Source organism: Alteromonas sp. WD8-37, assembly GCF_055326825.1.
The window spans coordinates 392,077-412,524 of sequence record NZ_JBUZOV010000002.1; the positions used below are offsets into that span (position 1 = coordinate 392,077).

Genomic DNA, 20,448 nt, shown 5'->3' on the forward strand with positions numbered 1-20,448 from the left:
GGATAAGGCGGTGAGCCAGCCACCGCCTGAATCCGGTTAGGTTTATGATTCGTATCCGGCTGGGTTATTAGATTGCCAGTGCCACACATCCCGGCACATTTCTTCTAAACCTTTCTCGGCATGCCAGTTAAGCTCTTGTGCAGCCAGGGTCGGGTCTGCATAACATGCAGCCACATCACCATTACGGCGTGGTGCAATAGTATAGTTAACAGTTTGCCCAGAAGCTTTTTCAAACGCGGCAATCATCTCCAGCACCGAGTAGCCCTGACCGGTACCCAAATTATAAATATCCAGTCCCATGTTTAGCTGCACCCGATCCAGGGCTTTCAAATGGCCGTTGGCCAGATCGACCACATGGATATAGTCGCGCACGCCAGTCCCATCTGGCGTATTGTAGTCGTTGCCAAACACGCTAAGCTTTTCCAGCTTGCCGGTGGCGACCTGCGAAATATACGGCATCAGGTTGTTAGGAATGCCATTAGGATCTTCACCAATCTGACCGGATTCATGGGCGCCCACCGGGTTGAAGTAGCGCAATAGCACAATGTTCCAGCTGTCATCGGAATGATGCAGGTCAGTCAGCACATGCTCTACCATCAGCTTTGACATGCCATACGGATTGGTAGGATGGCCGGTAGCCATGGATTCACGCAGAGGCAGTGAAGCTGGATCGCCGTACACTGTGGCTGAGGAGCTAAATACCAGGTTTTTCACATTGTGTTGACGCATGGCTTTGCACAGTGTCAGCGTGCCGTAGACGTTGTTTTCATAATATTCCAGCGGCTTTTGGACCGACTCACCAACCGCTTTTAATCCGGCAAAATGGATCACCGCATCAATATCGTGCTGGCTAAACAAATTGTCCAGCAGATCAGTATCACGAATATCGCCCTGCACAAAGGTCAGCGACCGGCCGGCCAGTGCTTCTACCCGGCGCAATGATTCGGCGCTGGCATTGGCCAGGTTATCAATGACCACCACATCCAGGCCAGCTTCCAGTAATTGCAGCACTGTATGGCTGCCAATGTAGCCAGCACCGCCGGTCACCAATATTGATTTCATCGTTACTCCTTAGAGGGATTGTCGGGTTGCTTAATGTATTTTGCGCACAGCGAATACTGCAGCGGCTTTACCACCAGTGGATACAGTAAAAAGACCAATAACGCCCACAATAAGGATGTCCAATCGGAGGCGGTACGCATAATAAAAACAAAAACCGGCACAATAACCAGCAGTTTGAGTACATTCAGCAAGGTTTTTTCAGGCGTGGTCAGCTTCTTACTGGCCGCTTCTAACGCAGCCATGCGGTCGGCTAGCGAAAGATCCCTGAGGCCAGGGATATGTCGGGTTGAAAGATAAAATTTCATGGGCTACCTGATATAAAAAAACCGCCACAGCAGTGTGACGGTTTTTGCATTGTAAGAGAATGTGCAGGCTAAAAAAAGCCTGGATGCTGATTAGCCTTTAGACATCAAAGGCTCAGCAGTATCTTCCTGTGCCTTGTTGTCTGCCAATGCTTCCCAGTGGCGGGTTTTCAGCGACAGTAATAGCACCACAATACCGATGGCAATGCTAAACAGTGCGATTTGCATATACAGCGACGGCATGGTTTCCATCCGGCTTGGGTCAAAGCTACCAGCCAGCAGACCGGCGATTACGTTACCGATAGAGTAGGTCAGAACAAATACCCCCATCATCTGGCCGGCAAACCGCTTAGGCGACAATTTACTCACCGCACTCAAAGCTACCGGGCTTAAACAAAGCTCACCCACGGTATGCAGGAAGTAAGTCATCACCAGCCAGTAAGGCGCTACTTTTAAGCCGCTGGCCGCTAGTTGTGAGGCAAAAAACATCACGATAAAGCCCGATGCCATGATGATCAGGCCAACCGCACATTTGGCACCATATGACGGGTCGAGCATGCGCTTACCCAGATTGATCCACAATGCGGCAAAAAACGGTGACAGGATGATAATGAAAATGGAGTTTACCGACTGAAACCAGGCGGGTGGAATTTCAAATGACCCTACGATGCGGTCAGTATAATCCCGGCCAAACAGGTTTAGTGACGAGCCGGCCTGTTCAAAGCCTGCCCAGAAACAGGATGACGCTACACATATTAAAAACAGTGCGCCCATGCGTTTCTTCTCAGCTACGCTCAGGTTGCCATAAAAGAAGATACTGCCAAAATACACAAAGAAGATGGCGGTAAAGGTGTAGGCCACGTATTCGGCAATGACCACCGGGTCGATTACCAGCACGCCCATGGTAGTGGCTGCGGTGACACCAATCAGAGCTAACAAAAACAGTACGATACCGGTCCAGCCGCGCTTATGCACCGCGGGAGTAATATCCACACTCGGTGCGTCGCCTACATTAGACAACCGATTTAAGGTGTATTTGTACTGGATCAGACCAATGGCCATACCAATCGCCGCGGCCCCGAACGCCCAGTGATAGCCTTGGGCTTCGGCCAGCCAGCCGCAAATAAGGTAGCCGATGATCGAGCCTAGGTTTATGCCCATGTAATAAATGGTATAACCGCTGTCGCGGCGTTTGTCATCGTCAGAATACAGGCCGCCCACCATGGCGCTGATATTGGGTTTTAACAGCCCGGTACCCAGTACCACCAGAATAAGGCCGATAAAGAAGGTATCCTGCGATGGGATGGCCAGTACAATGTGGCCCGACATGATGATAATACCGCCGTACCATACGGCTTTTTGGCTGCCAATCAACCGGTCAGCAATCCAGCCGCCAGGCAGGCCCATGAAGTACACCGCACCGGTGTATAAGCCGTAAATTGCTGTGGCAGAGGCCACAGTGAAGGCCAGACCTTCTTCCTGCAGCGTAGCGGTCATAAAAAGAACCAGCAGGGCGCGCATGCCGTAGTAACTCATGCGCTCCCACATCTCAGTGAAGAACAGCGTCATCAGTCCGGCCGGGTGGCCGAAAAAACGCGTATCGTTGCTTGTTGTTGTTGTCACAATCAGATTCCGTTTTATTGTAGTTGTAAGATCGGGAGGATTGACAGCCTGTGCACGCACAATGTGCCGGTGACGTTCCCAAAAGTACCGACGTTATACTAAAGCCTTTAAAGATACACAAGTTAAGACAGCGGGGAAAGCCCTAAGCTGCCTGCGTAAAGGTGTGCGCGATGATTGACAGTGTTTTAGAGGCTATTGCTTCTGCACAAAACTGCTAGATACAAAAAACGCCCCGGGTGGGGCGTTTTTGTTCATGAGGATAAGCTTACAGCTCTTTGATGGTGGCTACCACGATGCGGCCGATGCCGTAAATCATAAATAAAATAACGCCAAACAATGTCAGGTTGTAGGTCACCTTTGGGTACTGGCTGGCTTCTGGCATAGTGGGCCGCTCAATGGTAACCAGGTGCTGCACTTTTTCATAAGCGCTGACCCGGGTGTCTTCGAGGGTAACCAGTGAAGAGGAGAAAGCCTGGATTGCCAGCTGCAATTGCACCTGCAGATCGCTGAACTGTGCAATCAGCTGAGTCATGCTGGTTTCATCGCCGGTATTCACCGCCTCACTGTTTAAATCACTTTTTTGTTCACTCACGGCGCTGCGCAGTGCTTCAATTTGACGCTTTAAATTACGAATCTCCGGCGCCGCATCGGACATCATGCCTGACATGGTGCGTAACTCCGCTTTTTTCTGCGCTAACGTAGCTTCTAAAGAAAACGCGATTTGCTGGGCAGCTGCACCTTCTGCGGTAGGATCTAGCACATTATATTTGGACTGAAAAGCCAGCAATTCAGATTTTGCCTGTTGCAGTTTGTCTTCAACCACCTGATGTTCACCTTTGGCAAATTCCAGTTTTGATTTCGCCAAGTCTGTATTGATGCTGTTGATAAAACTTTCTGCATGCTCAACCATTGCCTGGTTGAGCTGGTGCGCATAATCAGGCGTAAACGCGCGGGTTTTCAGCGTGATCACACCAGTCGCTGAGTCTACGGTAACCTCGAGCTGGTCCAGAAAATACTCGTATTTTTGCTCTTTTGAAGAGCTATTACTCAAGCGGCTAAACATATCAATATCGCCACTTTGAAAGTGGGCGGTCAATTGATGATGTTGCTCCAGGTATTTGTACATATCCTGGGATTGCATAAAGGCTTCGATCAGCACACTTTCGCTGGAAAGCGGGGCATCGGAAACGGTGGACATCAACATATTCGCCGGATTGAATGCACTGCCACCGTCAGACGCTTTGACAATCAATTGGCTCTTACTTTCAAATTGCGGGCTAGCCCAGGCAATCAGATACAAACCATAGCACGCCCAGATGACAGCAAAGGCTTTAGCCATATTCTGGGTAAGAAGTTTTAGTTTTTTTTGCGTCTTTTTTAACACAGTTACTTACTCTTTTCTTTTTTGGGAGAAGACGTGTACACAGCAATGCCTTCTTCTAAGTCTTCGTAATAATGGAGCTTGCCCTTGTCGATAAGTACCGCTGAACTGCAAAACTCGCGAATTTGATCAAGCTCATGACTGACCATGATCACGCCGCAAGTTTTCGCTTTTTCCTGCAAGGCTTGCTTGGCTTTTTTACGAAATAGCGGGTCGCCCACCGAGGTGGCTTCATCAATCAGATAAATATCAAAATCAATATTCATGCAGCAGGCAAACACCAGCTTGGCGCGCATACCCGATGAGTAATTGCGCACCGGCAGGTCAAACTTCTTATCCAGCTCAGCAAATTTCTGCACATTCTTTTCATAGCTCGATAAAGAACGCACATTGTTAATCCGGCCGATAAAGCGGGTGTTTTCCCGGCCACTCATATGCGGATGGATTCCGGTTTGCAAAGCCACAGGCCAAGACATTGTGCGATTTGTTAAAATCTGCCCCCGATCCGGATATTCACTTTTAGCTAGCAGGCGAAACAGGGTGGATTTACCCGCTCCGTTTTTACCTAAAATGGCCACATTTTTTTCAGTGGGAAATGTAAAGTTCAGGTTTTTGAAAATGTACTGCGGGCCAAGTTTACTGGGATAGCTCTTTGTCAGGTTTTTAATTTGTATCATCTGGCCAACACCTTCTTCCAGGTAATATGGTACAGCGCCAGGCTGAAGAACAAGGCGATGATAGTAATGGAAGTAACGAATTCTAAACTTACTCCGCGATCACCGTAAGACGGGTACATAGCAAAACGTGTTAACTCTACGAAATGAACTAATGGATTCCAGGTTAGGTAGGGCCAGTATTTTTCCGGAATATCCTGCAAACTAAAAAATACGCAAGAAATAAAAAACATAGGTCGCTGCACTAGCCCTTTGATTTTATTAATTTCAGGGATATAGGTAGCCGCAATACCAAACAGCAGCGCAATAGAAAGACAAAAGGCCCATAACAAACAATACAAATAGATAAATAACAGTGGGTTTTTGAGCTGAAAATCAATGCCAAGGAGGTAGATGGTTAACGACAAAAGTACAATGACACCGGCTTTAATCGCAAATTCCAGCACCCCCGAAGTGATTAGAGAAGCTAGGGGCTGAACTTGCCGAAAAGCGTATAGTGGTTTATTTCGCTTAATCGAGCCTGAAACTGAGCCTAATGACGTCAATAAGGTTTGGATATACACCATACCTACCATCATAAAGATTAAGATAGGGATAGAATGGACTTCAGAACCAGAAATAAAGCTTCGCGCAAAAGATAAGCCAAAGATAAAAACAAACGGCTCAAAAAATGCCCAGCCCAAGCCGAGTTTGTCATTGAACTTACTTTGTAGCTCGCGCAGGAAGAGGGCAAATACCACTCTTCGCCACGCCAGCAATTGGTCTTTGAAGGTGAGCATCGTTAATCTAGCGCTACGTTGGCTGCAACCGCAATCTGATAAACAATTTGGGTAATATCTTTGACCGCCTGCAGTGATTTCACTTCGATGGACGGCAATACTACAATTTGATCACCCGGCTTCAGTGCTACCATGCCTTCATCGGCACTCGCAAGATTACCCTGAATTCGGTCAAATTCTACTAAGCCGTTCTGGCGAATAATCAAGATACGCTCATCGTCGGCACGCTGAGTAAAACCACCTGTCCAGGCAATATAATCAGCTGCTGTGGCATCGGGGTTGTAGACCACCGCCTGCGGCATCATGACTTCGCCTCCCACCTGCACCAGATCAGTCACTGCCGGTATGACGATGGTATCGTTAGGTTCTAGTAGTACATTGGCCGTGCGGTCACCCTCTGAAACCACCACTTTACCCAACGGCTCAACCTCTTTGGCCCGCGCGATAAAATCTGATACCAGTTGGGCTTCCTGAACCCGGATCCCGCCTTCACCGGTTGAGCTAATGGGAGCAGTATAGATACTGCGTTCAAGCTGTTTTAACGAGCGGTCCAGTATTTCCTGTTGCTGTTGCGCCACACTTTCTCGTAGCAAGTAGATATTAGCCGCATTTGATAATTTCGGGTTGATTTGAATGTAGTTCAGCACATCCTGTAACCGCGTACCTTGGTCTACCATGACCTGGGAGGGGCCGGAATGGCTGCCCTGAATATTGATGCGATACACTTTTTGTTCGTGGTCATCAATGTACTCCACCGTGTCACCGGCTTGTAAACCAAATTCAGCAAATTTTTTCAGGCTCAGGTAGCGAGAAAACTGCTTATTCTCACGCACACCGGCTATGGAGACATGATTGATAAAGTCGCGGGGAGTGGCGTAGCGGGTCAGTTGCTCACCCTCTAGTTCGGAGTCCAAAAACTCAAAGGTAAAGCTATTTCTGGCGCCGGTTTCCACCACAACCGTGGCCCCGATAGGCTGTACCATAATGACATCGCCGTCCTCAAAGGAAAGATCTGGCAGGCGACCGTGCTTTAAAAACTCGTACAAATCCGCACTGGCAATGATTTCACCATCACGCTTAATATCGATTTTACGAAAACTACCACGCTGAAAGTCGATACCACCGGCACGCTTTAAAAAGTACAAGATGCTGTCAGACGCCTGGCCGGCATACTGACCTGGGCGGATAACCGGTCCGCTGATAAACACTGACACCGGGGTCGATGTGAGCAAATTGACATATACGCTCACATCATTGGTATACACCTGCTTGATGCGCGAGGTCACTAAGCTGTTGACTGAGCCGGCTGGCGTGTTCGCGACGTGTACCGGGCCGATATTTGGAATAAAAATGTTGCCCTGATTATCGACCGTGACCACGTCGGCAAAATTGACCGCGCCCCACATCCAGATAGAGATTTTATCCCCTTGCGCAATCAAATAATTGTCGTTCAGTCCATCAGCACGTTCAGATTCAAACCCGCCGATAAACAAATTGGCAGCATACGGCGGGTTGGTCATTTGCGGTTGCTCAGGGAAAACCGTATCGATGGTGGGTTCACCGGGCAGCGCACGGCCTTCGCGAGAGCGGTCGTAAAACTGGCCATTTTGCGGCATACCACTATTCATACTGTTAATGGTACGCGGCCCTGATAAGTCCATTGGCGATACCCGACCGGCCCCCACTGCAGAATTTGTGGCAGGTCCCTGTTGCCCTTGCTGACTTTGTTGAGCTTGCTGGCGCAGTTGTTGAAGATCAGCCAGCGATTGCGCGTGGAGAGACGCACTGGACAGCACCAATATGCTCCCTGCCAGCACAGCGAGGGTACGCTTGCCCCATAACTTAAAGCGTTGCAACATCCTGGAACTACTCCTTATCAGATTGGGGGACGGCGGCGGTTTGCGGGGGCGTCAGCACAGCGGGAATATACATCCACTGCGTCTGGCGCTGACACAGTCTGGCCTCGCTGATGCGCTCGTCCATGGGGTGTAGCACAAAACAAGATTGTTGTGCTGCCGACAAATAATTTAACCCAATCCGCCAGGTTTGTTCGTCGATGGTAACGGTTTGGCCTGGCATCAGTTGCTCCGGTATTGTCACAGGCTGGGCACTTAGCGGACTACGGGTAGCAAAATTTTCGTGGACCAGAGGCACATCAGCCACCACTGGCTGGGGCGCTGAAGCGCAGCCGGCCAATAGTACACCGCCGCTGATAACCGCTGCGGCTAGTAGTTTTTTGAGAAGATACATGAGAAAAGTCAAAGTCCCTGTCTGATTCTGCGCGCTAGGATACCACACAAATTGAGAATTTCATCCGCCAAAACCCGAGCTGAGGCCTTGCCTAACAGTGTGAAGAGCAGCGCTTGCCTAGATTGGAGGAGCGGGTCAGTAGGTGCTGACTTTTTAAGCAGGGGATAGATAAAATGGTGGTCACATTACAGATTATTTATTATCATTGGAGCTACCAAAGCCATCTCTTTCATTTGTGCGCTTAAAACAACGAGCTTTGGATAGAATGCAAGGGTTGAAAAAAGGATTGCCAATAATTGCCGTGTATTAACACTACGCGGGTAATTCTGCTGCCCGACAAATAACGGATTTTTCTGAGCATGTTCGAATATCTTCAGTTTATACCACTGTTCACCGCATTTATTGTGGCGTTGATTCTATTGGTCGTGATGACGCCTCTGGCCCATCAATTCGGCCTGGTGGATCAACCTAGCGTGCGCAAGCGTCATCATGGGTTGGTGCCGCTTACCGGTGGTGTGGCAATTTTTATGGCAGTGGTCGTGGCCAGCATCCTGACAGATGTCTGGATGAAAAATGAACCGCTGTTTTTTACGGCCTCAGCATTTATTGTGCTGCTGGGCACGCTGGACGATCGCTTTGAATTAAGTGCTAAAGGCCGTCTGATGTGTCAGTTTGGGGTAGCCGCGATCATGGCCTGGAGCGCACAAAACTACCTGACCTCGCTGGGCAATATCTTTGGCTGGGGCGACGTTTATCTGGGCCTGGGCGGTTACTTTTTCACTGTGGTTTGCGTGGTGGGCGTGATCAATGCGTTTAACATGATAGACGGTATTGATGGTCTGGCCGGCGGCATGAGCCTGATTGTCTTACTGGCCGTGGCTGCGTTACTTCTACTGGCTGGTAACAGTGGTGCTATTATGGAGCCCCTGGTGATTGTGGCTGCCATCGTACCATTTTTAGCGTTTAACCTTAGTTGGAAAGGCTTCCGCGGCAATAAAATTTTTATGGGTGATGCCGGCAGTATGTTTGTCGGCCTGACCATCGTGTGGCTGCTGGTAGACCATGCGCAGGGCGCCGAAGCCGCGTTTCGTCCCATTACTGCGGTATGGCTGATTGGCCTGCCCCTGATGGACATGGCGGCCATTATGTATCGGCGTGCTCGCAAGGGCCAATCAATGCTGCGCCCGGATCGAAAGCATTTGCATAATATCTTCATGCGCGCCGGGCTGACCTCCAATCAATCGCTGATCGCTATCTTATTTATGGGTAGCCTGTATTGCCTGATCGGCGTGATGGGTGAGGTGTTAGAGATACCAGAATGGGCCATGTTCTGGGGCTTTATTGCCTTATTAATGGTTTACAGCTTTATCATTCAAAATATCTGGCGCATGATCAGAAAAGTTAAAAAGCTTGCCTAATGCCAGATTTTTACAATGGGGCGGAATGGTGTACCATTTGAGCCCTTTTGTAATCAATTAGATATTTCGTGCCGGCTCAAACCTTTCCTTCTTTGCAGTTTCTTTCTTCTGCCCGTAACCTCCCAAAGGCTTCCGTGCTGGTGGCTATGTCTACCTATCAGCAGGATAGGTTGGGCTGGTTGGAAGGGGCGATCCACAGTGTACAGCAACAAACCTTTACCGATTTTGTTTTTTTGATTATCGTGGATGGCAGTGTACCGGCAGCCACCACCGCCAGACTTCTGGAGCTGGCCGCGCAGGACGCGCGCCTACTAATAGCCCAGAGTGAGCGCAATATCGGCCTTGCTGCCTGTATGAATCTGGCAGCGGACTGGATGCTGACTCAACCTGACTTACGATACTTTGTGCGCATGGATGCCGATGATGAATGTTTGCCTGAGCGCCTGCACAAGCAAATTCATTTTCTTGAGCATCACCCCAAGGTGGCGGTATTGGGAACGGGCTTATCCGAAGTAAATGAAGATGGTCGTAAAGTCGGGGCACGAGTGATGCCTGCCTCGCACCGGCTGATTGTGCGGATGTTGCCGCGCCGCTGTACCCTGAATCACCCCACCGTGGCCATACGGGCTACAGTATTTGAGCAGGGCTATCGGTATGATGGTAGCCTGCAAAATACGCAGGATTATTTTTTCTGGATAGAACTGGCAGCAGCGGGCTTTGAATTTCGTAACCTGCGGGAAAAACTGCTCAATTTTCGGCGGGTAAATGACTTTTATAAACGTCGCGGCTTAAGCAAATCACTGAACGAATGCAAAGCGCGCTTTATTGCGATGCGTCGCCTGCGCCGGTATAGTGCAGTAAATACAGTATACGCACTGTTTGTGCTGTGCTTGCGTCTGATGCCCAGCCGTCTGGTCAGGCTGGCGTATAAAGTTGATCGCTTAATATTGGAAAAGATTGTAAGACATTGAACGTCGCTGCCATCATCATCCTGTATCATCCGGATGAAACTCACCTTCACTGTATGCTGCAGACCATTGCGCAAATGGGCTGGTCGGCGATCCTGGTGGATAATTCTCCCCACTCTTTGCCGCCACCACAACAAGGTAGTGCGCACTATATTCACTGCCCGGGCAATGTGGGCATTGCAGAGGCCCAAAATCAGGGCATAGATGCAGCCATAACAAAAAATGCAGAGTCGGTATTGGTGTTGGACCAGGACAGCCAACTCAGCGTCGATTTTTTATCTGCATTACACAGCGCTTTTCAACTGGCGCGACAACGCTATCCCAACCTGGCCTGTATAGGCCCACAAATCCATTGTGAATTTACCCAGCAAACCGTCAACGGGCGGGTAAGCCGTGAAAACCCGCTGTGCGAGCAGCTGAGCGAGGTGCGACAGATCATCGCCTCCGGCATGTTGATTCCGGTGACGGCTTTTCAACAGATTGGCAAAAAAGACAGCGCTTTATTCATAGATGGCGTGGATCATGAATGGTGTTGGCGGGCTCAGCAAAAAGGGTTTAAGGTTTTAAAAGCCAACCAGGTGGTGATGCCCCATCGTCAGGGTGATGCACGGCAACGCATTTTGGGAGTGAACTTTAAGCAGGGCGCGCCGGTAAGACTTTATTACCAGGTACGCAATGTGCTTATCCTTTCTCGCCGCAACTATGTTCCCGTGTATTGGAAATGCCGTCAGCTGTTAGCCTTACCGGTACGCTGGCTGGCTAACCGATGGTTTTTTCCCGAAGGACGGCTGCGGGGGCGTTTTATGTGGCACGGGCTGCGCGACGGCCTGGCCGGTCGCAGTGGCAAATACCACGATAATTCGTAAGCACTAATGTGCGCCTGAAGTGTTGCTGTGAACCAACACCTGGGTGATGTAAACACACTATTGAAATTTAGACGTTTTAAGGAAAGGTCGTGAAAGTAACTGTTTTTGGAATTGGCTATGTCGGCCTAGTGCAGGCTGCGGTTCTGGCTGAAGTGGGTCACACAGTAGTGTGTGTCGATGTGGATCAGCGCAAAGTGGATAATCTGAAAAATGGCATTATCCCGATCTATGAGCCCGGTCTGACGCCCCTGGTCAGCAGTAACTATGACGCTGGCCACCTGCGCTTTACCACCGATGCCAAAGAAGGTATCGACCATGGCGAGCTGATTTTTATCGCCGTGGGGACACCGCCGGATGAAGACGGTTCTGCCGATTTAAAATATGTGTTGTCGGTGGCCCAGACCATCGCCGAACACATGACCAGTCATAAAATCATTATTAATAAGTCGACGGTGCCAGTGGGCACGGCTGACAAAGTACGCGATAAAGTCAGCAGCACCCTGGCAGCGCACAATAAAACACAAACCTTTGATGTAGTGTCTAACCCCGAGTTTTTGAAAGAAGGGGCAGCAGTCAGCGATTGTATGAAACCGGATCGCATCATCTTAGGCACCGATTCTGAAAAAGCAGAAGATAAACTGCGTGAGTTATACGCACCGTTTAACCGTAATCATGACAAAGTCATTACTATGGATATTCGTAGTGCCGAACTAACCAAATATGCCGCTAACTGTATGCTGGCGACCAAAATCAGCTTCATGAATGAAATTGCCAACCTGGCGGAGCTGTTTGGTGCCGACATTGAGCATGTGCGCCATGGCATTGGCTCTGACCCACGCATTGGTTATCAGTTTATTTACCCTGGTTGCGGTTATGGCGGCTCTTGCTTCCCTAAAGATGTGCAGGCGCTGGTGCGCAGTGCCAACAAAATCGGCTATACAGCGCGTATTCTTGAATCTGTAGAAGCGGTCAACTACGACCAAAAAGAAAAGCTGTTTGAATACATCATGCGTCACTTTAATAACGACGTAAAAGGCAAGACAGTCGCCTTGTGGGGGCTGTCGTTTAAACCCAACACCGATGATATGCGCGAAGCCTCCAGCCGCGTGTTGATGGAGCGCTTGTGGGATGCCGGCGCTGTTGTCCAGGCCTACGATCCTGAGGCCATGGAAGAAACCCAGCGAATTTATGGCGATCGTGACGATCTGCGCCTGATGGGCACCAAGGAAGCCGCACTGCATGGCGCTGACTTTTTAGTTATCTGCACCGAGTGGCAGATGTTCCGTGCGCCGGACTTTGAGCTCATCAAAACAAAACTCGCCGAACCATTGTTATTCGATGGTCGTAATCTTTTTGAACCAAAACGCATGGCAGAATATGGTTTGCAGTACTATGCCATTGGCCGTGGACTATCAGTAAAAGGAACGCAATAATCATGAGTCAGGTACAAAAAGCAGTTATCCCGGTAGCCGGTCTGGGCACACGGATGCTGCCTGCCACCAAAGCAATCCCCAAAGAGATGCTGCCCGTTGTTGATAAGCCACTGATTCAGTATGTGGTGAATGAATGTGTGGATGCGGGCATCAAAGAAATCATTCTGGTGACTCATGCCAGTAAAAACAGTATCGAAAACCATTTTGATACCTCGTTTGAGCTGGAAGCCACGCTGGAAAAGCGGGTTAAACGCCAGTTACTGGAAGAAGTAAAATCAATTTGCCCCAAAGATGTCACCATCATGCATGTGCGCCAGGGCCATGCTGCGGGTCTGGGTCATGCCATTTTATGTGCCCGTCCACTGGTGGGCGAGTCACCCTTTGCGGTGGTGTTGCCGGATGTCATCATTGATGATGTGGCCAGTAATCCGAAAAAAGACAACCTGGCAGCCATGGTGGCAAAATTTAACACCAGCCGGGTGAGCCAGGTCATGGTAGAGCAGGTGCCGGAAGAAGAAATTACCAAGTTCGGTATTGCTGATGTCGATGGAGTTAATCTTTCTCCGGGTGACTCAGCCAAAATCCATAAGATGGTGGAAAAACCGTCGTTGGATGAAGCTCCGTCAGATTTAGCCATCGTCGGCCGCTATGTATTGTCAGAAAAAATCTGGGATCTGTTGGAATACACGCCGCCGGGTGCCGGTGGTGAAGTGCAGCTCACCGATGCCATCGATTCGTTGATGCGTATCGAACAGGTAGATGCGTATTGCATGAAAGGCACCAGCCATGATTGCGGCAGCAAGCTGGGCTATATGAAAGCCAATGTTGAATATGCCATGCGCCATCCGGCGTTGGCAGAGGAATTCAAACAATATCTGGCGAGCCTTAAGCTGTAGACTTTGATTTAGCAAAAAGCTCCCTTTCGGGAGCTTTTTTGTATTACCCACCTGCGAATAAGGCGTTTCCTTAGTCATTCACCACCAGAAACTGTTCGATTTTTGCAAGCAACTTAGGGCCGATTCCTTTGACCTGGGTCAGTTGCTCCACCTCCAGGTAATAACCCATCTCTTCCCGATAATCGATGATCGCCTGCGCTTTTTTGCTGCCGATACCTGGCAGCGCAGTCAGATCACTGACGGTGGCCTTATTGAGATCGATCACCATGGGTGACTGTGATGCCGCTACCGGTTGTTCGGTATCCTGTGCTTGTACACCAGGAGCGCAAATCAGGGCTGCCATACATAGCATGGCACTCATTAACATTGATACTTTTTTCATGGCTCATTCCTTGTCCAGTTGTTGCCGAAGTGGCCTGAACAAGCATAGCGGTTGGTGCTGGCTAAAAAAGTGATCTTTAGGCCGGAAAAAGAACAGGTTGCAGGGGCAAAGCAGGGAAGGGCAGGCACAAAAAAAGGGGCATAACGCCCCTTTTTAAAAATATTCTGACCGATTACGCCAGACGATCCAGAACCGCCTGAGTAAACTCGGTGGTGCCATCCTGGCCACCCAGGTCACGGGTGGTACGGTCACCGCTTTCAATCACATCTTTTAATGCGGCGCGGACTTTCTCGGCTTTATCACCCATGTTCAGGTATTCCAGCATTTGAACTGCTGCCAGGATCACAGAGGTTGGGTTAGCCAGGTTTTTACCGGCGATATCCGGTGCAGAGCCGTGTACCGCTTCAAAAATGGCACAGTCTTCACCGATGTTGGCACCCGGTGCCATTCCCAAACCGCCTACCAGACCGGCGCACAGGTCAGAAATGATGTCACCGAACAGGTTAGTGGTGACAATCACGTCAAACTGATGCGGGTTCATCACCAACTGCATGCAGGTGTTGTCCACAATCATCTCGGCACTTTCGATATCCGGATAGCGCTCACCCACTTCACGAGCCACTTTCAAAAACAGACCAGAGGTCGATTTCAGAATATTGGCTTTGTGCACTGCTGTGACCTTCTTGCGGCCTTCACGGCGTGCCATTTCATAGGCAAAGGTCACAATTTTTTCAGCACCTTCGCGAGTGATTTTGCTCAGCGCTTCCGCTTCGTTGCCATCTTCAGAAACCACCTGGCCCAGGCCAGAGTACATGCCCTGGGTATTTTCACGCACAGTGATGATATCAATGTCTTCGTAACGGGCTTTGGTGCCTTTGAACGACAGCACTGGACGCAGGTTAGCGTACAATTTAAATTGCTTACGCAGGCTGACGTTGATAGACGTAAAGCCTTCGCCTACCGGCGTGGTCAGAGGGCCTTTTAACGCAATCTTGTTTTTGGCGATCATGTCCAGGGTTTCCTGCGGCAGCAGTTCACCGTGCTTTTCCAATGCTACCAAACCCGCGTCGGCATAATCATAGGCAAAGTTACAACCCACTTTGTCTAGAATTTTAGTTGTGGCATCAATGATATCCGGGCCGATACCGTCGCCGCGAATGACTGTAATGCGTTGCTGAGTCATGGGGGAGATCCTCTGATAAAAAGTTGGAAGCTATTGAGCCTGACAAGACCAATAACAGTACTACATGCGATTGTGCGTGGCGTTACATCCAGCGCAATGAGTACGCTATTGGGACGTGTGGGCGCCACAGGAATAATTTCGCGCGTATTTTATAGTATCCACGCCGTGCACACTAGTAGCAATTCACTTTCGCGCCGATCCCGGCGACTCAGTCAAGCAGCGGTAAGGCCAGGCGCGCGCTCAATTGGGTACGATAAGCGCTTAGCGCCTGCGGCTTCAAACCCAGCAAATGCATGCACTGACGCTGGGCCTCCGCCGATGTGTCATCCAGTGTGCCGCCATTAAACAGCCAACAGCGGGCCTGCAGCAGACTGAGCATAATCACGGCCGCTTCTTTGCCGACCCCCTCACTCACTGCCGACGGGTACTTGCCCATCTGATGGATGATGGCCCGATGCAGACCGGGCAAATGCCAGCTGACAGCCAGTTCTGCAGCAAACTGGCTAAACGAATGGGGTGTTTTTAAGGCCACTAGCGTGTTGATATCGTGCAAAGCACGAGGCTGATGGGCAAACCGCGGTAACACTTTAAGTGCCGGCAGACTAAATAATGGCGCCAGCAAAAAGGTGCTGACCAGGCCCGCCGATTGGGGCGTAAGCTGGGTGGTGGTATCTGCAGCAATGTGTGAGGCCAGATTGGCGCTGACATCCAACAGTGTTAGGCAGGTCTCTGCCAGCGGGAAATAATGTTGCAACAGGCGTTGCATCAGAGCTTCGCGGATCAACATGTCGCCCACCCGGTCCAGTCCGTAGGTCAGCACAGCTTGTTTAATATCACTAACCGGCAAGCCCAGGCGGTTGTCCACACTGGCCGCCGCTGTCAGGGCCCGGGCAAAAGCGGGCTCTGCTTCCAGCCTGGCAGTGAGCTTATTGATGGCCAGGTCCGGGTCGCGCAAGTCATCAATAATCTGCACTAAAGACGCCGGCGGATGACTCAATGGATAAACCCGTCCGCCAGGCTTATAAGCCTCGGCCGGCTTGAGCTCCTCAATGCAGCGTTGAGCCCACTCATACCACTGATTAAAACTGACAAAGCGGATGGGATTGCCACCGGGCACGCCTTGCCAGTCCAGCGACAGCTGCGTTTGCTGAAGTGTGACGATGGCATGGCGCTGCGCGGTTTTGGCCAGCACCACGCGGGTCTCAGGTTGGGCGCTAAGCTGTGCGCCGGGCCAGATGTCACCGGGAAAAGCCAGCCAGGGTTGGACCAATGCTTCGCGACGCGCCGGTGAGTGCTGTACGATTTGCCGCAAGACCGGAAAAAAGCGCTGCTGGAAATGCACGCTGATGTGAGCACAGCTTACCACCCACCATTGGGCCTGCGTTAGTACCGGACTTTTTAAATAACGCACAAATTGCGGCCGGCCAAGTAACGGGCAAACCGCAAACACCTGTTGCCAGATAGCCAGCCGGGCACTGCTGACTCGTTGCTTGAGACCTTGCAGCAGGCTGGTATCAAAATGCAGGCGGGCGGTATCTTTGTGATAACTGGCACAGCAAAATAACAGATAGGTGGCGCCTACAAGATGCTGCAGATAATGATCGTTAAACCGGTTTCGCTGACCCAGTACAGTGGCAATCAATGCTGTTTTGAGCGGTAAAGGAGCGCTGACGCTGGGCTCCTGTCGCACCGTATTCACTGCCACCAGGGCCGCTTGAGGATGCTGGCGGCAAAATTGAATCAGTTGTTTAGCAATGCCTAATGCAGTGTTTAGTGCATCCAGCAATTTGCCCTGACGGGCAATGGCTTTGCTGGCTATCTGACTTTGCCGCAATAATGTGTGGTAGTCGTCTTTGACCAAGCCTGCCCTTAACTTTTGAGGTAACTTTGGTAGGCGCCTTCACCCCAGGCGATTAGAAGATCGTTTTCAAACAATAACGGGGTGCACTCATCCAGCGTCGTGATCCCATCTGCCCGCACATGCTGGGTGCGATAAAACATCACCTGAATGGAGTTATCACTGTCCATTTTGGCTTCGGTAATATCCGGTGAGCCAAGCAGCGCCAGCACCTCCTCGCGGGTGGTGCCCAGAGATAATTTGGTAATTTGTACTTTGTTGTATTCTTCGCGGTCCTGCCAATCCATGTTTTCCGGCTTATCAGGATAAAAACTGATCACCATAAACACAAACACAATGTACGCCGCAGCCCCTGCCAGAATCAGCCGAATAACCTTGCTGTTCATCCTTCTTCACTTGTTTTTAAAATCGCCAAATAGTTTACTTAAAAAGCCGTGAAGAAGGAAACCATAAATCGTAACACAATGCGTCAGGCTACATCTGGGTGATGGTGTAGCAGGGCACATATTCCGATCCGGGCAACTTCATTCGATGCTGCGCGACAAACGATTGCAGCAGAGTATCGATGCGATGCATCAGCCCGGCATCACCGGTTAACTGGAAGGGGCCTTTTTCCTTAATCTGGCGCACGCCTTCGGCTTTAACATTGCCGGCAACGATCCCCGAAAATGCCTGGCGTAATACCACAGCTAACTGTGCCACGTTCTGGTTTTGATGCAGCTCCAGCGCGGCCATACTGTCGTGAGTTGGCACAAAGGGTACCTGAAAAGCTTCATCAATCTTCAGGGACCAGTTAAAGCTGAATGAGTCGCCCACCGCACGCCGGTATTGCTCAATCTTGGCTTTGCTTTGTGATAACACCCGCGCAACTTCTACCGGATCATCCACGATGATTTGGTATTTGCTTTGCGCCTGCGGGCCTAAGGTTGCGCCGATAAACTCATCAATGGCTTCAAAATAACCTTCGGTGCCAGCCGGGCCGGTCAGGATCACCGGAATGGGCTGCTGGGCATTACGTTCGTTCATTAAGATACCGAGTAGGTACAACAGCTCTTCGGCCGTGCCCACCCCCCCTGGGAAAATCACAATACCGTGAGCAAAACGAACAAACGCTTCTAAGCGTTTTTCAATGTCCGGCATGATAATCAGCTCATTCACGATAGCATTGGGTGGCTCGGCAGCAATGATACTGGGCTCTGAAATGCCAATATAACGGCCATTGCTAAAGCGTTGTTTGGCGTGGCCAATGGCAGCGCCTTTCATCGGGCCTTTCATGGCGCCAGGGCCACAGCCGGTACAGATATTCATTTCCCGCAGGCCCAGTTGATAGCCCACTTCCTTGGTATACTTGTATTCGTGCTGGTTGATGGAATGGCCGCCCCAGCACACTATGGTGTTCAGCTCGTCGTTGCCTGCCAGGGCCTGGGCGTGACGCAACATATCAAACACCATATCGGTGGTACCCTGATTGTCGGTGGTTACCTTTTCGTGGACAAAATCGTACTTATTGCCCATAAACAGCATATCGCGCAGCACGGCAAACAAATGCTCATGCACCCCGCGCACCAGCTTATCATCTACAAACGCTACTTCTGGTGGGTTGATCAACTCAATTTTGACGCCGCGCTCCCGGCGTACCAGCTTGACATCAAAATCTTCGTACGGGGCAAACAACACCTCGTAATTATCCTCGTCCACACCACTGTTAAGGACAGCCAGGCAGCAGTTTCGAAACACATCATACAGTGCACTGTGGGTAGTATCCTGAAGTTGGGCTACTTCCATCTGAGATAGCTGGCTCATCCAGCCAAGGGGATTTAACTGCAGTTTTTTCATTTATACATCGTCCTGGTCGATGACAACACAATTGCGGCCGGCTTTTTTTGCTTTATACAGATGTTGGTCGGCGCGCTCGAACACCTCTTCGGGCTTTTCACCATGACAAAAACAGGCACCCCCAAATGAGGCGGTAACAGTAACCCGTTGTTGTTTGAACTTAAACGGCAAGCGGGTGACTCGGGTTCGCAACTCCTCCAGTTTACAAAAAAGCTGTTCACGATCGGTGCCGGGGATTACCAGCACAAATTCTTCACCGCCCCAGCGGGCGATAAAATCTTCCGGAGCCAGTGCTTCTTTGACCTTTTTGCCAACGATTTGCAATGTTTTATCCCCGGCGGCATGGCCAAAGCGGTCGTTGACCGATTTAAAGTGGTCGATATCCATAATGGCCAGCGCCAGATTGGGGGAGCCGGCATCGACTGACTGGGTCAACGATTTGATTAGTTCATCATAGGCCTGGCGGTTGGGCAGCTGGGTCAGCGGGTCGGTCTGGCTGGCCTGGGTCTGGCGAGCCAGTTTTTTGCGATAAAAATCGGTTTGCTTTTGCAGCTCGTCCAGTTGGGCACGCATGCTATTAAGTTGCGCCATCAGTGCCTGCTGATGCTGCGCGTCGACCTGTTGACCCTGCTGCAAGGTGGTGCCTACTGCCTCAAGCTGCTGCTGGCTGACTTGCTTGAGCCCTTCCAGGGTTTGAGAGTTTTTCACCATGTCGGCAAATGTGCTGAGCTGACCACGTAACCGCTTAGCGGCAGTCTGGTGCGCATCAAAGCTTTCTTTGGATAAGTCGATGCTGGAGCTGACACAGTGATTGAGCGAGCCCAGGGCGGCGTGAATGCTGTTGATCACCTTGCCGGAAAATACCGCTTCATGCATTGAGTCTTTGACTACCAGACGCAATATGGCCAGACATACATTCAGCAGGGCTTCACTGCTTAAACCATCTGCAATTTGCTGGCTCAGCGCACTTAGCTGGGTATTGCCCGGGTGCTGGCGCCGGTAACTGAGCAGTAATTCGGCCAGCTCTTCACGCAGGCTGGCCATCAGCTGTTCTGCCTCACCGGATTGTGCGTCATTGGCCGCCTGCGGTGCAGGCTGGGCTTGAGAAAAGCCTTTGTATAGCGCCACCGTGCGCAGGCACAGCTGCAACAACTGGTGCAGATTCTGGCTAGGCTGGCGCGCCTGGGCCACTACATCGCCAGCCAGCCGCCGCATACTGGCTTCATGCTCCACATGCGGCAAAACTTGCTGCACGGCGTCTTCTATCTGCTGCACACTACTGGAGCGAATTTGCTGGAGCAACTGGGTGTCGGTGCTTAGCAGGGGGCTAAGTTTGGTAATACTCACCTGCGCCAGGCTGTAGTTAGCCTGGCCGCTAAGATGACTGCGCAGGGTACTGAGCTCGGCGTCCAGCTCGTCTGAATACCCCTGATAAAATACCGTCAGTCGCACGATAAATTGGGTGAGCAATTCATTGTACTGCTTAAGTGCGATAACCTGTTTGGATGCCGTCAATATCTCGATTCCCTGGCTTACA

19 protein-coding genes are annotated in these 20,448 nt (G+C 50.6%); 5 read left to right on the forward strand and 14 right to left on the reverse strand.

The genetic code is table 11. The features are described 5' to 3' along the window. Positions 1 to 42: 42 nt before the first annotated feature. The 8 genes from galE to ACTUJZ_RS07210 all read right to left on the reverse strand — a co-directional run bounded on the left by galE (position 43) and on the right by ACTUJZ_RS07210 (position 8,071). Positions 43 to 1,062: a UDP-glucose 4-epimerase GalE gene (gene galE, locus ACTUJZ_RS07175; protein ID WP_463635615.1), complete on the reverse strand. Its 1,020-nt coding sequence runs from the start codon at positions 1,060 to 1,062 to the stop codon at positions 43 to 45. A 2-nt stretch (positions 1,063 to 1,064) separates the two neighbouring features. After that, a complete protein-coding gene (locus tag ACTUJZ_RS07180) occupies positions 1,065 to 1,367 on the reverse strand; it encodes a DUF6170 family protein (RefSeq protein ID WP_463635616.1) in 303 nt (100 codons plus the stop codon). A gap of 90 nt (positions 1,368 to 1,457) precedes the next feature. After that, on the reverse strand, positions 1,458 to 2,933 hold the full coding sequence (locus ACTUJZ_RS07185; RefSeq protein WP_463635934.1) for a peptide MFS transporter: 1,476 nt from the start codon (positions 2,931 to 2,933) through the stop codon (positions 1,458 to 1,460). 319 nt (positions 2,934 to 3,252) lie between these two features. Continuing rightward, on the reverse strand, positions 3,253 to 4,371 hold the full coding sequence (locus ACTUJZ_RS07190) for a capsule biosynthesis protein (RefSeq protein ID WP_463635617.1): 1,119 nt from the start codon (positions 4,369 to 4,371) through the stop codon (positions 3,253 to 3,255). 2 nt (positions 4,372 to 4,373) lie between these two features. Continuing rightward, positions 4,374 to 5,045, reverse strand: a complete 672-nt coding sequence (locus ACTUJZ_RS07195; RefSeq protein WP_463635618.1) for an ABC transporter ATP-binding protein — start codon at positions 5,043 to 5,045, stop codon at positions 4,374 to 4,376. Next, the gene (locus ACTUJZ_RS07200; protein ID WP_463635619.1) at positions 5,042 to 5,821 is read right to left on the reverse strand and encodes an ABC transporter permease; all 780 of its coding nucleotides are present in this window, start codon (positions 5,819 to 5,821) and stop codon (positions 5,042 to 5,044) included. Before ACTUJZ_RS07200 ends, ACTUJZ_RS07195 begins: the two co-directional genes overlap by 4 nt. Positions 5,822 to 5,823: 2 nt before the next feature. Next, positions 5,824 to 7,680, reverse strand: coding sequence for a polysaccharide biosynthesis/export family protein (locus tag ACTUJZ_RS07205; RefSeq protein WP_463635620.1), 1,857 nt, complete (start codon positions 7,678 to 7,680; stop codon positions 5,824 to 5,826). Positions 7,681 to 7,687: 7 nt separating this feature from the next. Then, positions 7,688 to 8,071: a hypothetical protein gene (locus ACTUJZ_RS07210; RefSeq protein ID WP_463635621.1), complete on the reverse strand. Its 384-nt coding sequence runs from the start codon at positions 8,069 to 8,071 to the stop codon at positions 7,688 to 7,690. A gap of 359 nt (positions 8,072 to 8,430) precedes the next feature. Between ACTUJZ_RS07210 and wecA the strand changes: the two genes are divergently transcribed. From wecA to galU, 5 genes are all read left to right on the forward strand, one after another. After that, positions 8,431 to 9,489 (forward strand): UDP-N-acetylglucosamine--undecaprenyl-phosphate N-acetylglucosaminephosphotransferase, encoded by a 1,059-nt coding sequence (wecA, locus tag ACTUJZ_RS07215; RefSeq protein ID WP_463635622.1) that lies wholly within the window; start codon positions 8,431 to 8,433, stop codon positions 9,487 to 9,489. A 146-nt stretch (positions 9,490 to 9,635) separates the two neighbouring features. Further along, entirely contained in the window at positions 9,636 to 10,460 is an 825-nt protein-coding gene (locus tag ACTUJZ_RS07220; RefSeq protein ID WP_463635935.1) for a glycosyltransferase, read from the forward strand. Continuing rightward, on the forward strand, positions 10,457 to 11,323 hold the full coding sequence (locus ACTUJZ_RS07225; protein WP_463635623.1) for a glycosyltransferase family 2 protein: 867 nt from the start codon (positions 10,457 to 10,459) through the stop codon (positions 11,321 to 11,323). The genes ACTUJZ_RS07220 and ACTUJZ_RS07225 overlap by 4 nt, the downstream gene beginning before the upstream one ends. Positions 11,324 to 11,412: 89 nt before the next feature. Then, on the forward strand, positions 11,413 to 12,756 hold the full coding sequence (locus tag ACTUJZ_RS07230) for a UDP-glucose dehydrogenase family protein (protein WP_463635624.1): 1,344 nt from the start codon (positions 11,413 to 11,415) through the stop codon (positions 12,754 to 12,756). 2 nt (positions 12,757 to 12,758) lie between these two features. Beyond that, the gene (gene galU / locus ACTUJZ_RS07235; RefSeq protein WP_463635625.1) at positions 12,759 to 13,652 is read left to right on the forward strand and encodes a UTP--glucose-1-phosphate uridylyltransferase GalU; all 894 of its coding nucleotides are present in this window, start codon (positions 12,759 to 12,761) and stop codon (positions 13,650 to 13,652) included. 70 nt (positions 13,653 to 13,722) lie between these two features. Here galU and ACTUJZ_RS07240 read toward each other — a convergent pair whose 3' ends face one another. The 6 genes from ACTUJZ_RS07240 to ACTUJZ_RS07265 all read right to left on the reverse strand — a co-directional run bounded on the left by ACTUJZ_RS07240 (position 13,723) and on the right by ACTUJZ_RS07265 (position 20,426). Continuing rightward, entirely contained in the window at positions 13,723 to 14,034 is a 312-nt protein-coding gene (locus ACTUJZ_RS07240; RefSeq protein ID WP_463635626.1) for a ComEA family DNA-binding protein, read from the reverse strand. A gap of 172 nt (positions 14,035 to 14,206) precedes the next feature. Then, positions 14,207 to 15,217 (reverse strand): isocitrate dehydrogenase, encoded by a 1,011-nt coding sequence (locus ACTUJZ_RS07245; RefSeq protein ID WP_463635627.1) that lies wholly within the window; start codon positions 15,215 to 15,217, stop codon positions 14,207 to 14,209. A 208-nt stretch (positions 15,218 to 15,425) separates the two neighbouring features. Beyond that, positions 15,426 to 17,078 (reverse strand): HDOD domain-containing protein, encoded by a 1,653-nt coding sequence (locus tag ACTUJZ_RS07250; protein ID WP_463635628.1) that lies wholly within the window; start codon positions 17,076 to 17,078, stop codon positions 15,426 to 15,428. 8 nt (positions 17,079 to 17,086) lie between these two features. After that, positions 17,087 to 17,461: a DUF3192 domain-containing protein gene (locus ACTUJZ_RS07255; protein ID WP_463635629.1), complete on the reverse strand. Its 375-nt coding sequence runs from the start codon at positions 17,459 to 17,461 to the stop codon at positions 17,087 to 17,089. 88 nt (positions 17,462 to 17,549) lie between these two features. Further along, entirely contained in the window at positions 17,550 to 18,911 is a 1,362-nt protein-coding gene (gene ppnN, locus ACTUJZ_RS07260; RefSeq protein WP_463635630.1) for a nucleotide 5'-monophosphate nucleosidase PpnN, read from the reverse strand. Beyond that, on the reverse strand, positions 18,912 to 20,426 hold the full coding sequence (locus tag ACTUJZ_RS07265; RefSeq protein ID WP_463635631.1) for a sensor domain-containing diguanylate cyclase: 1,515 nt from the start codon (positions 20,424 to 20,426) through the stop codon (positions 18,912 to 18,914). It abuts the gene before it with no gap. Positions 20,427 to 20,448 lie beyond the last annotated feature (22 nt).